The sequence below is a fragment of the Marinobacter profundi genome, from assembly GCF_002744715.1.
GTDB lineage: Bacteria > Pseudomonadota > Gammaproteobacteria > Pseudomonadales > Oleiphilaceae > Marinobacter > Marinobacter profundi.
The window spans coordinates 92,201-104,170 of sequence record NZ_KZ319374.1 but is presented as its reverse complement, the minus strand read 5'-3'; the positions used below and the strand labels follow the sequence as shown (position 1 = coordinate 104,170).

Genomic DNA, 11,970 nt, shown 5'->3' with positions numbered 1-11,970 from the left:
TCCGACGCAGTAAGCTCTATACTGCGTCCATAAAAACCACTGGCCCCGGCCCCGACATCCGTTGAACCAGACCGCCATGCACCGTGCCATCTTTACCTTTCTGCTGACTCTGCTGTTGCCGCTGACGGCGGTGGCGGCAGATCCGGTGCTGAAGATTGCCACCTCCCAGTATCCGCCCTTCGAGTACACCGCTAATGGCCGGGTCACCGGCAGCGATGCCGAGCTGGTACGGCGGGTAGTGCGCCAGATGGGTTACCAGCCGGAGATCGAGCTGTTGCCCTGGATCCGCGCCGAAGCCAGGGTCATGGCTGGCGACGCCGACCTTATTTTCTCGCTGACCCGCTCCGAGAAACGGGACCGCTACTATTACTTCACTGCGCCGCTCAATACCGTGCAGGACGTGCTCTACAAGCATCGCAACCGTGATCTGCAATGGCAGGACTATGACGACCTGGCGGGTCTGCGGATCGGGCTTTCAGCCAGCTACAGCTATGCACCAGACTTCATGGCCTGGCTGGAGGAAGGCAAGGCGCTGTCGGTCACCGCGGTGAGTCACGAACACCCCGAACTGAGCAGCCTGAAGATGCTGGCGTTCGGCCGCATTGACGTGTTTATCTGCGAGCGTTCGGTGTGCGATTACCTGATCCGCACTCACGGCGATCAGTTCCCCGAACTGCTCCAGCTCGAAGCCATGCCGGGCAGCGTCGGCCCGCAGCGGACCTTCCACGCGGCGATCTCCCGCCAGCACCCCGAGGGTCGGGCGCTACGGGACCAGTTTGACCGTGCCCTGGCCCAGTTGCGGGAGTGACCAGGGATTGCCCCGGTGACTGATCGGCGGTTGCCTTGGCACTTCGGCAATCCCCTACCTGTGGGCTGAATACGTTTTGCGTTCCGTTTCCTATACTGCGGGGTGTCATTCCCAAACTACAGACCGGAGCCATGGACATCCATACTGATCACCGCTACGCCATCAACCTGAACGTACGGGGCATCCAACCCTCGGCCACCCTGCGCATCAACGAACTGAGCAACGAGCTGCGGGCCCAGGGCCGCGACATCATCAAGCTCGGGCTTGGTCAGTCGCCGTTTCCGGTTCCGGAGCGGGTTGTCGAAGCGCTCCGCGAGCATGCCCACGAGAAAGACTACCTTCCGGTCAAGGGCCTGAAGGGCCTGCGCGAGGCCATCGCCGGCTACATCAACCGCAGTGAGCGGATGCGCTGTACCTGGGAAGACGTGCTGATCGGTCCGGGCTCCAAGGAACTGCTGTTCATCCTGCAGCTGGCCTACTACGGCGACCTGCTGATCCCCCGGCCCAGCTGGGTGTCCTACGCGCCCCAGGCCCGTATCATCGGTCGCTCGGTGCACTGGCTGCCGACCCATGCCGAGAACAACTGGCAGCTGACTGCGGAAGAACTGGACATCATCTGCCGGGATGATCCGAGCCGCCCGCGGATCCTGATTCTCAATTATCCGTCCAACCCCACCGGCTGCACCTACACCGACGATCAACTGCTGGCCATTGCCAACGTGGCCCGCAAGTACCGGCTGATCCTGCTGTCTGACGAGATCTACGGTGAGGTGCATTTTGAAGGCAAGCACAAGTCCATTGCCCGCTATTACCCCGAAGGCACCATTATCAGCACCGGGCTGAGCAAGTGGGCCGGTGCCGGAGGCTGGCGTCTGGGAACTTTCATCTTCCCACGTGAGCTGCGTCCGCTGCAGGACGCCATGGCCATCATCGCCAGTGAAACCTACACCGCCACCAGTGCACCGATCCAGCATGCGGCCATCACTGCGTTCAACGGCGGCGAGGATATGGACGACTACCTGCACCAGTCCCGCCGGGTGCTGAAGGCGGTTGGCGAATACCTCTACCGCCGTCTGACGGAGATGGGTGCCGTAGTCCAGAAACCGGAAGGGGCGTTCTACCTGTTCCCGGATTTTTCCGGCTTCCGCGATGCACTTGAAAAACGCGACATCAAGACCAGCACCGCGTTCTGCAAGTCACTGCTGGAAGACACCGGTATCGCCATCCTGCCCGCCAGCGACTTCGGCTTTGTGCCGGATCACCTCGGTGCCCGACTGGCCTTTGTGGACTTTGACGGTGCCGAATCGCTGCGACTGGCTGGCGGCGACTTCCGCGATCAGGAGCTGGCGGATGATTTCGTCCAGCTGGCGGCACCCAAGCTGGTGCAGGCCATGGACAAACTGGAGAAGTGGCTCAAGGCGCTCTGAGCCGGAAGGCCCCGCAACAGGAAACGGGGAACGGTCGCTGGCCGTTCCCCGTTTTTATTACCGGACTGAACAGCTTATCGGAGGTTTTTCGACAGCTTGTCGGCCGCGCTGCGGCAAATGCTGTGCAGAATACCCAGATTGGCATCGGTGGTGGCAATAACACTTAACACCAACTTTTCTTTCAGCTTCAGGGTCAGGATATACCCGTCACTGTTTTCGACAATGACGTACCGGCACAGGGCCTGATCCGCTTCGCGGGCAATGGTTTCACCCAGGGCCAGCACCGAGCTGAACATCGCCGCCAGTTTGGCAGATGGCATGTCCCGCTTGAACTTCCGGGTCACATCGTGACCGTCAACGGTGGAGATCAGCACACCATAGACCGCGTCACTCTGTTGCATCATCGTATCGAAAACGTCCTGGCAGAAGCGTTCGCCGTTTTCGCTGATTTTCAACTGACTCATTTCGGACATTTCCTGTACTCAGGCCGTTGCAAATTCCAGGGTGGATATCAGGGCGCTAATCATCAGGCTGACATCATCCTTCTGACGCACGTCCACTTCAAAAACCGGGAAGACCCGTCCCCAGGCCTCCAGTCGTTCATAAAACTCGTCGAGCGACGGTGTCGCGCTCTGATCACGGCGGGTCACTCCGACCACCACGCCGGTCTGGTGGATGAAATCGGCAAAATTCTCCAGATACATGTCCAGATCCGCGAGCGGATCCGGCCGGCTGCAGTCCACCAGGATGATCAGCCCCAGACCGCCCTGAACAAGAATCTTCCACATGAACTCGAAACGCTGCTGGCCGGGGGTTCCGTAGAGAAACACCTTCTGGCCATCGTCCAGGGTAAGCTCGCCGAAATCCATCGCTACCGTGGTAACGTCCTTGACCTCCGCAAGATCATCGGTGGTGGCGGTATCGGTACGCACCGGCGGGGTTTCACTGATAGCCGCAATCGCAGTGGTCTTGCCTGCCCCCGGCGTACCGGTGATGATCAGTTTTATTTCAGACACTTACTGCTGCCCCTTGTGGTAATCATAATGTCAGACGTGCGCGGATTCGGGCGAACAGCCCCTTGTTCACCGGAGCGGCAGGAGCCGGGTCGGCGGCTGGCGGTGCCAGCACTGCCCCGGGCTCGTTCTTCACCGTTCGGGTGGTCAGGATCCCGGTCAGGGACGCCGCATTGATAAACCCCGTCACAACGTCCGCGGCAATCGACGAGGCACTGGCAATCTCCGCCAGCGTCACACCGGATTTGCGGCTGAGCAACGCGGACAGGCTCAGGTAATGCTGGGAATGTTTGATCAGCCCCGGCTCCGGCCAGCGCAGGATCTTGAAGCGACTGGAACTGTCGAGACTCCTCAGCAGCCTGGCCGAGGAACACTCGACGCCGATCCACCACCGCAGCGGCGTATCACTCTGCCAGCTGTCAATGCCTTCGAAGCCCGCACCGGGCTGGTCGCAGGCCACCACATCGAGCTGATCCGGAGCGGTTCGGAGGAACTCCCGGAGAGGGAGCTCGGGATGTTTCATGGCAAACCGCTTGTTCGCGCAATCCAGCAGGACGGTCTGACGGGCGGAGGACAGCCTCAGATAGCGAGTACGACACTCGGCGACCTGTTGGGCCAGGGGCGGGATGGCACCGGAAAGAAACGGGATATCAGCCTCCGCGTCCTCTCGCGGTTCGGCGGTTTCCGCGCTCTCCGGGCCGGTGTCACGACTGCTGATGGTATTGAGCACCGCGATCAGGTCAGCGGCCCGGAATGGTTTCGTCAGGCGGTGTTCAACGGGCAAGTCAATCGGCGCACTGGCGTAGGCAATCGGCGTAAGCGTCCGATCGTGCCCGTGAGCCAGCCACTGGGCAAGGGCGTCACGATTATCAGTGTCGAGGATTACCGCGTCCGTCGTGCCCGCAGGCGCATAATGCCATGCCTCGCGGGTTCTGGCCCCCAGAAGGTCCAGCAACGCCTTCAGAACGTTCTCATCCTTCTGGGACAGCCCGACACTGGAAATGGTTCGCAAACTTAAAGCCTCCTGATCAGATGGAAGCGCCGCCATTCATCGACACCATTAAAGCGCCGACAGGTCCACACCCTGCTCGACTTTCTTGGTGACCATCCGCGCCATGCCGAGATTACCGCGGGCCTTGTCGAGCACAACGTACAGGAAGATGGCTTCATTACTCTTCAGCAGACGGATCAGGTGATACTGGTCATCCAGGGTGATCAGGATATCTTCGATACCTCCGTTAATACCCAGTGCCGTCATGGTCTTGCGCTTGGCACGAACCACCTCGGTGTTGCCTGCCGCAGCGGTATCGAGGTCAAAATCCTTGCCACCCTCTTTGCCCAGAACCAGGCCGGAGTCACTGTCCACCAGACAGGCACCCACAAAACCATCAATTTCTTTCAGTCCGGAAATATCCGCCATTACCGAGTTCCTCGCTTGGAATTATCATCTATTCAATGGAAGTAGCACTTGACCAGCGTCCTAATCAAAAAGGCCGCCCGTTTCAAATGAAGATATGGTTGGAATTGACCTGCAGCAAGATTTTAGATGTTTCTTATTGTTGCAATAAAATGCCGCACATCAATTGTGTAAAAGAGCCCCGGCAGGGGCAACAAATGTTCACACGATGTTAACCAGCCAGCCCGGTATGCCGCCGGGGCATACCGGCTATAACCGGAAAGACTGACCGTCCGTCCTTGCAGCCAGCCCCGTTCAGTGCTTCCATGAGCCCTCCTACTGACGCTGACAGGAGTTCCCCCCGTGCACCACATCACTGATTTTGCCGAACAACTGGCCCGGCAGGCCGGCGACCTGATCCGTCGCGAACGGGACAACAACACCCTGCGCACCGACTACAAACAACAGACCGAGCTGGTCACCCATGCTGATGTGCTGGCCGACGAAATGATCACCGGCGCCATTCGCGAGCGCTTTCCGGAGCACCGCATCCTGTCGGAGGAAACCATGCCGGACCTGAGCCAGGCCGAGCAGCTGGATACACCGTTGTGGATTGTCGACCCGATTGACGGCACCGTTAACTATGCCTACGGCCACCCACAGGTGGCCGTGTCCATTGCCTATGCCGAGAAAGGCCGGGTCCGGGCCGGAGTAGTCCATGCGCCATTTGCCGGCGAAACCTTCCGCGCCACCCTGGGCGGGGGCGCCACCCTCAATGGCCAGGCAATTCGGCACAGCGGCGCCACGGTGCTGCGGGAAACACTGTTTGCCACCGGTTTCCCCTACACCAAGGACGAGCTGGCGCCGCTGATCCGGCGCCTGGACGTGATGATCCATCATTGCCGCGACCTGCGACGGATTGGCTCGGCGGCACTGGATATCTGCTGGGTGGCCTGTGGCCGGCTGGATGCCTACTACGAAAATGTCAGCCCATGGGACTTTGCCGCAGCCCGCCTGGTCGCCCTGGAAGCCGGGGCGACGGCAGGCCATTTCAGCGCGGTTCCGCAAGGCTATCCGGAGGATTTGTGGGGGCGGGACATCCTGGTCTCGGCGCCCGGAATCTACGACGAGCTGCGCCGGTTACTGGCGGCGGCGTAAGCGGCGGGACACCCTAGGGCGTCCCCCATAACCCCTCGGCAACCAGCGCCCAGGATTCGTCAAAATCCGTCGTCGGCAGCCGGAGGAACGACGACCGGGCGAAACGCTGGATCCGCCCCTCGATAAACACCAGCAGCCAGTCTGCGCCACGGGCAGCGCTGGTGCGGGGCCGCAGGCCCTGGCGAATCTCGCCTTCCTTGAGTACCTGACGCACCTGGGTTTCCAGGCGCTCGAAGAACTGCGACGAACGCCGCCGCAAGGCTTCGTCCTCACCGACCAGGGCATCCCCGGTCAGTACCCGGCACAACCCCGGATTCCTTTCAGCAAACACCAGCACCAGGTGGGCCAGCTGCTGGAGACGGACCCGGGCATCGTCCTGATCCTGCAGGATCAGCTGGCAGCGGGAAAACACCGCGTCCTCGGCAAACTCGATCAGACTCTCGAACATCTTGCGCTTGCTGGGGAAGTGGCGATAGAGTGCGGCCTCGGTCACCCCAACGGTACGGGCCAGGTTGGCGGTGGTGATACGCGCCCCCGGGTCGGTTTCGAGCAGGCCGGCCAGGGCCTGCAGAATGGTCTCGCGACGGCTTGGTTGTTGTTCTGTCATGACGATACTGCAACACTCATCATCAGGTTTGAGGCGGGTTTTGAAACCGCGCTGGATCGGGGCCGGGACAGCGCTTCCGGCCCCCGGAATGCCCTCGGCCCGGGCTCAGAAAAAGGTCCCGTCCAGGGGCGACGACGCACTGGCATAGCGTTTCTTCGGCATACGGCCAGCCAGGTAGGCTTCCCGGCCGGACTCGATGGCCAGGCGCATGGCATGGGCCATGCGAATCGGATCCTGCGCCTGGGCAATGGCGGTATTCATCAACACGCCGTCACAACCCAGCTCCATGGCAATCGTGGCGTCCGACGCGGTACCAACACCGGCATCCACCAGTACCGGTACCGTGGCATTCTCCACAATCAGGCGGATGTTATAGCGGTTCTGGATACCCAGCCCGGAGCCAATCGGCGCCCCCAGCGGCATGATGGCGATACAGCCCATCTCCTCCAGGCGCTTCGCCAGCAACGGGTCATCGGAACAGTAGACCATGATCTTGAAGCCGTCGTTGACCAGCTCCTCCGCCGCCGCCAGGGTCTCGGTCATGTTGGGGTACAGGGTTTTCTCCTCACCCAGCACCTCCAGCTTGACCAGGTTGTGCCCGTCGAGCAGTTCCCGGGCCAGCCGGCAGGTACGCACCGCATCCTTCGCCGTGTAGCAGCCCGCAGTATTGGGCAGGATGGTGTAGCGCTCCGGGGAGATCACATCCAGCAGGTTGGGTTCATCCGGGTTCTGGCCGAGATTGGTACGGCGCACCGCAACGGTCACTATCTCCGCGCCGCTGGCCTCGATGGCATGGCCGGTTTCCATCAGATCGCGGTATTTGCCGGTTCCCACCAGCAGCCGGGAGGAGTAGACACGGCCGTCGATCACGAGGGGCTTGTCTTCGGGAAGCTTGATGTCAGAAGTCACGGTCATTTAGCACCAGAATCAGGGAGTGAAATGGGGAAACAGAAGGTCAGGTCCGGGGGCGGTTCAACCGCCACCGATAGCGTGAACCACCTCGACGCGGTCGCCTGCACTCAGCCGGTATTCGGCATGCCGGCTGCGAGGTACGATATCTTCGTTGACCTCAACCGCCAGCCGCTTGCCAGCCAGCTCCAGTTGTTCGACAAGCGCACTGATCGTTGCGCCGTCCGGCAGCTCCAGAATGTCACCGTTTACCTGTATTTGCATAGTCGTTCCAGTCATCAGTGCGGGCAGGCGCGGCGCCCTTCAGCGCCGCAGGCCGGCGGCTACCAGCAACGCCCAACCCGCCATAAAACACACACCACCGAGCGGGGTTACCGGCCCCAGCCCGCGAAGCCCGGTCAGCACCAGCAGGTAGAGACTGCCGCTGAACAGCAGAATCCCTGCAACAAAGAATCCCGCCGCAACGACGAGCAACCGCCGCGAGGCCAGCTGCCCGACAAGCACCGCCACCAGTACCAGTGCCAGGGCATGATAGATCTGATAGGTCACCGCGGTCTGGAATACCTCCAGCTCCCGCCCACTGACCATACCCCGTAACCCATGGGCTCCGAAAGCCCCGGCCATCACGCCGGACAAGGCAAACACCCCGCCGGCAACCAGCGGAAAACGTGCGACCCGGGCAGATTCAGCAGTCACAGTGGATACGCTCCCCGGTATCGAGATCCATCATGGTCAATACCCCGCCCCAGACGCAGCCGGTATCCAGGCCGATAAAGCGGTCACTGCCGGTCTGGCCTTCCAGGGCCGCCCAGTGCCCGAAGATGACTTTAACATCATCGTTGCGGGGGTACCGGAACCAGGGAGCAAAACCTTCCGGCGCCTTGCCGGCGGCTTCCTTGGTGGCCAGCTCGAGGGTGCCATCCGCGGCAATGAATCGCATCCGGGTAAAGTAGTTGGTGATCATCCGCCAGCGTTCCATGCCGCTGAGGCGATCGTCCCAGCAGGCCGGGAAATTGCCATACATCTGGCGGAAGTATTCGCCTGCGCCAGGGCCACGGATCACTGCCTCCAGCTCACGACCATGCGCCCGCGCCTGCTCCACGCTCCAGATATGGGGCAACCCGGCGTGAGCCATGAACAGCTGGCGGTCGCCGTCATAGACACAGATATTCTGCTGTCGCAGCCATTCGATCAGCCGGTCGTGGTCGGGCGCCCCGAGGATATCCGCCAGGGTGTCCTTGGCCTTGGGCTTGTGGCCGCCCAGTGCTACGGCAAGCAAATGCAGGTCGTGATTGCCCAGCACCACCACCGCCGAACTCCCCATCGCCTCGATGTGACGCAGCGTGGCCAGCGAATCCGGGCCCCGATTGATCAGATCCCCGGCCACCCACAGGCGGTCGCGGGACGGCGAAAAATCCACTTTGGCGAGGACATCCAGCAGGCGGTCGAAACAGCCCTGGATGTCACCGATGGCGTAGTCCGTCATGGCTCAGGTCCCGCCGGTCGCGTCATCCGCGGCAGCGTCGGCCGGCCGGTTTGCCACCAGCAGATCGGCAATCGCCACGTAGTCGGCCAGCGACAGGTTTTCCGGCCGCAGGTTGTCGTCGATCCCCAGGCTTTGCAACTGCTCAACCGAGACCATACCGGCCAGCGCCTTGCGCAGGGTCTTGCGACGGGCATTAAACGCGGTCCGCACCACCGCCTGCAGTGTTGCCAGGTCCCGTGCCGGATGCGGCAGGGTCTGGTGGGGCACCAGCCGGACGATGGCCGAATCCACTTTCGGCGCCGGCCGGAACGCCCCCGGACCCACCTCGAACAAGGGCTGCACACGGCAGAAATACTGCGCCATGATGCCGAGGCGGCCGTAGTTGTTGTCACCCGGCATCGCCGCCAGCCGCTGCACCACTTCCTTCTGCAGCATGAAGTGCATGTCCTGCACCACGCCGGCCTGGGACAGCAGGTGAAAGATCAGTGGCGTGGAAATGTTATAGGGCAGGTTACCCACGATGCGCAACGGCTTGTCGGTGGCCAGCTGGCTGAAATCAAAACTCAGCGCATCCGCTTCGTGAATCCGGAAATTCGGGTAATTGAAAAACTTGGTGCGCAGCACCGGGATCAGGTCCCGGTCCAGCTCCACCACCTGCAGGTTCGGATTGACCGCCAGGATTTCCTCGGTCAACGCACCGAGACCCGGGCCGATTTCGACCATGGCGTCGTCCGGCGCAGGATTGATCGCACGGACGATGCGCTCGATCACCCCCGGATCGTGGAGAAAGTTCTGACCAAAGCGTTTACGGGCCTTGTGGCCGGCCGTCCGGCTCATGACTGTGCTTCCTTCTTGCTGTCGCGCAGGCAGCGGGCCATCTGCTCGCCAACGGTTATCGCGGTGTGGAGGCTGCCGGCGTCGGCCTTGCCGCTGCCGGCCAGATCCAGCGCCGTGCCGTGATCAACCGAAGTGCGGACGATGGGCAACCCGAGGGTGATATTGACGGCGCGGCCGAAACCCTGAAACTTCAGTACCGGCAGGCCCTGGTCATGGTACATGGCCAGCACCGCATCGGCCTGGTCCAGCCAGTGGGGGGTGAACAGGGTATCCGCCGGCAACGGACCGGTCAGCTGGATACCCTCGCGGCGCAGTTGCTGCAGAGCCGGCTCAATCACCTCGATTTCCTCGCGCCCCAGGTGACCGCCCTCCCCGGCGTGGGGATTGAGCCCGGCCACCAGGATCCGCGGGTTGGCAATGCCGAAGAACCTGCGCAGATCGTTGTTGAGAATTCGCGTCACCTGGCTCAGTCGCTCCGGGGTAATGGCTGCGGACACGTCCTTGAGCGGCAAGTGAGTGGTCACTAGCGCCACCCGCAACTCGGCGGTTGCCAGCATCATCACCACCCGCTCGACGCCGCACAGTTCCTGGAGGAATTCGGTGTGGCCACTGAACGGAATGCCGGCCTCGTTGATTACACCCTTGTGAACCGGCGCGGTAACCATGCCGTCAAAGGTACCGTCGAGACAGCCCCGGGCGGCCACCGTCAAGGTCTCCAGGACATAGCCACTGTTGGCCGGATCAAGCTGACCGGCCCGAGCCGACGCCAGCCCGGCTACCGCCAGCACCGAAAGCCTGCCCGCCGCTGTCGCCGGGGTATCGCCGGGCTGCCATGGCAGGAGCTCAACGGTCAGGCCAAGCTGGGCGGCCCGCTGCGCCAGCAGTTCCGGACTGGCCACCACCACGATGCCGGCCGTGCGCTCTTCCCCCGCCAGCTGGACACAGAGTTCCGGACCAATACCCGCCGGTTCACCGGCGGTCAGGGCGAGAATGACCGGTGCCGTCATGACGCGTCTGCAGCCTCACCAATCTTGATTTCAACAAAGGCTTCGTCGCGGATTTCCCGCAGCCAGTTCTGCAATTCCTGGTCAAACTTGCGGCGGTAAATCGACTGGCGCGCCTCGCTTTCTTTCAGCTCACCGCTGATGTCCTTCTGGCGGCGTTCCTGAACCTGCAGGATGTGCCAGCCAAACTGGGAACGGAAGGGGCCTTCCAGCTCGCCAACCCTGGCCGCCAGCATCGCGCTTTCGAATTCCGGCACCATTTGGCCGCGGTTGACCCAGCCCAGATCACCACCGGCCGAGCCGGATACCGGATCATCGGAGACCTCACGGGCCAGCTCGGCAAAGTCGGCACCGTCCTGCAACTGGCGATGGATGTCGCGAATGTGTTGCTCGGCCTGGGCATCACTAATGGTTTCGGTCGGGCGAATCAGGATATGACGCACCTTGTGCTGTTCAATCACCTGGCGGGTATCACCGCCGCGCTTGTCCAGCACCATGACCAGGTGGAAACCGCTGCTGTTACCCAGCACCTCGGACGGCACCCCCACCGGCAGGGTGGGAACCACCCCTTCGAGCAGCGACGGCAACTGGCTTTCCGGGCGCCAACCCATCGCCCCGCCTTCAAGGGCGTTGCTGGCATCAGACTCGGCAACCGCGACCGAGCGGAAATCCCGGCCTTCAAGAATCTCCTGGCGCAAGCGCTCGGCCTTGCTGCGGGCAGCGGCAACGGCGGCCTCATCCGTACTGTCCTCCACTGCAACCAGGATATGGGCCAGCTGGTATTCCGCCCGGCTGGCGCCGTTGCTGCGCTGGGCTTCCAGATAGTTTTCCACTTCCCTTTCAGTCACCCGGACCCGGTTGCCGACGCGGCGCTGCTGCACCCGACTGCTCAGCATCTCGCGGCGGATCTGCTCCCGCGCCTCGTTATAGCTCACCCCTTCCAGCTGGAGCTGTTGTTCGAACTGGGCCATGGTCATGTCATTACGCTCGGCAATCGAGCGCATGGTTTCGTTCAGCTCGTTATCGCTGACCCGCATCCCCATCTGCTCGGCCATCTGCAGCTGGATGGACTCGGTAATCAACTGATCCAGTACCCGCTCCGCGAGGATCTCCCGCGGTGGCAGCCCGGTGCCCTGGGCGCCCAGCCGGGTAACGATGGTGTTGATGCGGTTATCCAGCTCGGTCTGCAGAATGACGCCGTCATCCACAATGGCCACGACCTTGTCGAGCGGCTGGCGCTCTGCCTGGGAGACAGCCGGAACCACCAGTGCCATCATCAGCACCAGCATGTACACACCACGGCGAAGCTTCGCCTTCATAGTCAC

The 11,970-nt window shown here is 62.0% G+C and carries 15 protein-coding genes; 3 read left to right on the top strand and 12 right to left on the bottom strand.

What is annotated here, in order from left to right; translation table 11 throughout:
* Positions 1-61: 61 nt before the first annotated feature.
* Positions 62-808 carry a substrate-binding periplasmic protein gene (locus tag CLH61_RS14700; protein ID WP_099615515.1) on the top strand — a complete coding sequence of 249 codons (747 nt, stop codon included), beginning with the start codon at positions 62-64 and terminating at the stop codon, positions 806-808.
* Between the two features lie 131 nt (positions 809-939).
* Complete coding sequence (locus CLH61_RS14695) at positions 940-2,235, top strand: pyridoxal phosphate-dependent aminotransferase (protein WP_099615514.1); 1,296 nt, start codon at positions 940-942, stop codon at positions 2,233-2,235.
* Between the two features lie 74 nt (positions 2,236-2,309).
* Here CLH61_RS14695 and CLH61_RS14690 read toward each other — a convergent pair whose 3' ends face one another.
* The 4 genes from CLH61_RS14690 to CLH61_RS14675 are packed head-to-tail and all read right to left on the bottom strand — an operon-like array spanning position 2,310 to position 4,668.
* Positions 2,310-2,699, bottom strand: coding sequence for a roadblock/LC7 domain-containing protein (locus CLH61_RS14690; protein ID WP_099615513.1), 390 nt, complete (start codon positions 2,697-2,699; stop codon positions 2,310-2,312).
* 18 nt (positions 2,700-2,717) lie between these two features.
* Positions 2,718-3,251: a GTP-binding protein gene (locus CLH61_RS14685; protein ID WP_099615512.1), complete on the bottom strand. Its 534-nt coding sequence runs from the start codon at positions 3,249-3,251 to the stop codon at positions 2,718-2,720.
* 22 nt (positions 3,252-3,273) lie between these two features.
* Positions 3,274-4,260, bottom strand: a complete 987-nt coding sequence (locus CLH61_RS14680; RefSeq protein ID WP_099615511.1) for a hypothetical protein — start codon at positions 4,258-4,260, stop codon at positions 3,274-3,276.
* 48 nt (positions 4,261-4,308) lie between these two features.
* Positions 4,309-4,668, bottom strand: coding sequence for a hypothetical protein (locus CLH61_RS14675; protein ID WP_099615510.1), 360 nt, complete (start codon positions 4,666-4,668; stop codon positions 4,309-4,311).
* A 339-nt stretch (positions 4,669-5,007) separates the two neighbouring features.
* Here CLH61_RS14675 and CLH61_RS14670 point away from each other — a divergent pair, with 339 nt between their 5' ends.
* Positions 5,008-5,802, top strand: a complete 795-nt coding sequence (locus CLH61_RS14670; RefSeq protein ID WP_228152656.1) for an inositol monophosphatase family protein — start codon at positions 5,008-5,010, stop codon at positions 5,800-5,802.
* Between the two features lie 13 nt (positions 5,803-5,815).
* Here CLH61_RS14670 and slmA read toward each other — a convergent pair whose 3' ends face one another.
* The 8 genes from slmA to CLH61_RS14630 form a co-directional block, all read right to left on the bottom strand.
* Positions 5,816-6,409, bottom strand: coding sequence for a nucleoid occlusion factor SlmA (gene slmA / locus CLH61_RS14665; protein ID WP_099615508.1), 594 nt, complete (start codon positions 6,407-6,409; stop codon positions 5,816-5,818).
* Between the two features lie 105 nt (positions 6,410-6,514).
* Positions 6,515-7,324 (bottom strand): thiazole synthase, encoded by an 810-nt coding sequence (locus CLH61_RS14660; protein WP_099615507.1) that lies wholly within the window; start codon positions 7,322-7,324, stop codon positions 6,515-6,517.
* A 57-nt stretch (positions 7,325-7,381) separates the two neighbouring features.
* Positions 7,382-7,582 carry a sulfur carrier protein ThiS gene (gene thiS / locus CLH61_RS14655; RefSeq protein ID WP_099615506.1) on the bottom strand — a complete coding sequence of 67 codons (201 nt, stop codon included), beginning with the start codon at positions 7,580-7,582 and terminating at the stop codon, positions 7,382-7,384.
* 39 nt (positions 7,583-7,621) lie between these two features.
* Positions 7,622-7,942 carry a DUF423 domain-containing protein gene (locus CLH61_RS14650; protein ID WP_099615626.1) on the bottom strand — a complete coding sequence of 107 codons (321 nt, stop codon included), beginning with the start codon at positions 7,940-7,942 and terminating at the stop codon, positions 7,622-7,624.
* 61 nt (positions 7,943-8,003) lie between these two features.
* Positions 8,004-8,804: a symmetrical bis(5'-nucleosyl)-tetraphosphatase gene (locus CLH61_RS14645; protein ID WP_099615505.1), complete on the bottom strand. Its 801-nt coding sequence runs from the start codon at positions 8,802-8,804 to the stop codon at positions 8,004-8,006.
* Between the two features lie 3 nt (positions 8,805-8,807).
* Positions 8,808-9,641 carry a 16S rRNA (adenine(1518)-N(6)/adenine(1519)-N(6))-dimethyltransferase RsmA gene (gene rsmA / locus CLH61_RS14640; protein ID WP_099615504.1) on the bottom strand — a complete coding sequence of 278 codons (834 nt, stop codon included), beginning with the start codon at positions 9,639-9,641 and terminating at the stop codon, positions 8,808-8,810.
* Positions 9,638-10,648 carry a 4-hydroxythreonine-4-phosphate dehydrogenase PdxA gene (pdxA, locus tag CLH61_RS14635; protein ID WP_099615503.1) on the bottom strand — a complete coding sequence of 337 codons (1,011 nt, stop codon included), beginning with the start codon at positions 10,646-10,648 and terminating at the stop codon, positions 9,638-9,640. Before pdxA ends, rsmA begins: the two co-directional genes overlap by 4 nt.
* Positions 10,645-11,964, bottom strand: a complete 1,320-nt coding sequence (locus CLH61_RS14630; protein ID WP_099615502.1) for a peptidylprolyl isomerase — start codon at positions 11,962-11,964, stop codon at positions 10,645-10,647. Before CLH61_RS14630 ends, pdxA begins: the two co-directional genes overlap by 4 nt.
* Positions 11,965-11,970 lie beyond the last annotated feature (6 nt).

Excerpts from the sequence above, each read along its gene's own strand:
- CLH61_RS14695 (WP_099615514.1), top strand. The coding sequence starts at position 940 with ATGGACATCCATACTGATCACCGCTACGCCATCAACCTGAACGTACGG.
- CLH61_RS14690 (WP_099615513.1), bottom strand. The coding sequence starts at position 2,699 with ATGAGTCAGTTGAAAATCAGCGAAAACGGCGAACGCTTCTGCCAGGAC.
- CLH61_RS14675 (WP_099615510.1), bottom strand. The coding sequence starts at position 4,668 with ATGGCGGATATTTCCGGACTGAAAGAAATTGATGGTTTTGTGGGTGCC.
- slmA (WP_099615508.1), bottom strand. The coding sequence starts at position 6,409 with ATGACAGAACAACAACCAAGCCGTCGCGAGACCATTCTGCAGGCCCTG.
- CLH61_RS14660 (WP_099615507.1), bottom strand. The coding sequence starts at position 7,324 with ATGACCGTGACTTCTGACATCAAGCTTCCCGAAGACAAGCCCCTCGTG.
- thiS (WP_099615506.1), bottom strand. The coding sequence starts at position 7,582 with ATGCAAATACAGGTAAACGGTGACATTCTGGAGCTGCCGGACGGCGCA.
- CLH61_RS14650 (WP_099615626.1), bottom strand. The coding sequence starts at position 7,942 with ATGGCCGGGGCTTTCGGAGCCCATGGGTTACGGGGTATGGTCAGTGGG.
- CLH61_RS14645 (WP_099615505.1), bottom strand. The coding sequence starts at position 8,804 with ATGACGGACTACGCCATCGGTGACATCCAGGGCTGTTTCGACCGCCTG.
- rsmA (WP_099615504.1), bottom strand. The coding sequence starts at position 9,641 with ATGAGCCGGACGGCCGGCCACAAGGCCCGTAAACGCTTTGGTCAGAAC.
- pdxA (WP_099615503.1), bottom strand. The coding sequence starts at position 10,648 with ATGACGGCACCGGTCATTCTCGCCCTGACCGCCGGTGAACCGGCGGGT.
- CLH61_RS14630 (WP_099615502.1), bottom strand. The coding sequence starts at position 11,964 with ATGAAGGCGAAGCTTCGCCGTGGTGTGTACATGCTGGTGCTGATGATG.